Below are 307 nucleotides of genomic sequence, written 5' to 3'. Positions count from 1 at the left end.
TCGCCGACGAGATCGGCTACCCCGTGATGATCAAGGCCTCCGCCGGCGGCGGCGGCAAGGGCATGCGCATCGCGCATTCGAAGGGAGAGGTCGCCGAAGGCTTCAACCTCGCCAAGGCCGAGGCGAAATCGTCGTTCGGCGACGACCGCGTCTTCATCGAGAAATTCATCGTCGATCCCCGGCACATCGAGATCCAGATCCTCGGCGACAAGCATGGCAATGTGATCTATCTCGGCGAGCGTGAGTGCTCGATCCAGCGCCGCAACCAGAAGGTCATCGAGGAGGCGCCGTCGCCGCTGCTCGACGA

The 307-nt window shown here is 63.5% G+C and carries 1 protein-coding gene; it reads left to right on the top strand.

Translation table 11 applies throughout. From position 1 onward, the window contains the following. Positions 1 to 307 (top strand): ATP-binding protein (locus FNJ47_RS46925; RefSeq protein ID WP_488226113.1); only part of this gene is annotated, 307 nt, incomplete at both ends.

Source organism: Bradyrhizobium uaiense (genome assembly GCF_010811875.1).
Taxonomy (GTDB): Bacteria; Pseudomonadota; Alphaproteobacteria; order Rhizobiales; family Xanthobacteraceae; genus Bradyrhizobium; species Bradyrhizobium uaiense.
Note: the sequence above shows the minus strand (reverse complement) of the source record. Positions and strands in the feature narration are given on the sequence as shown.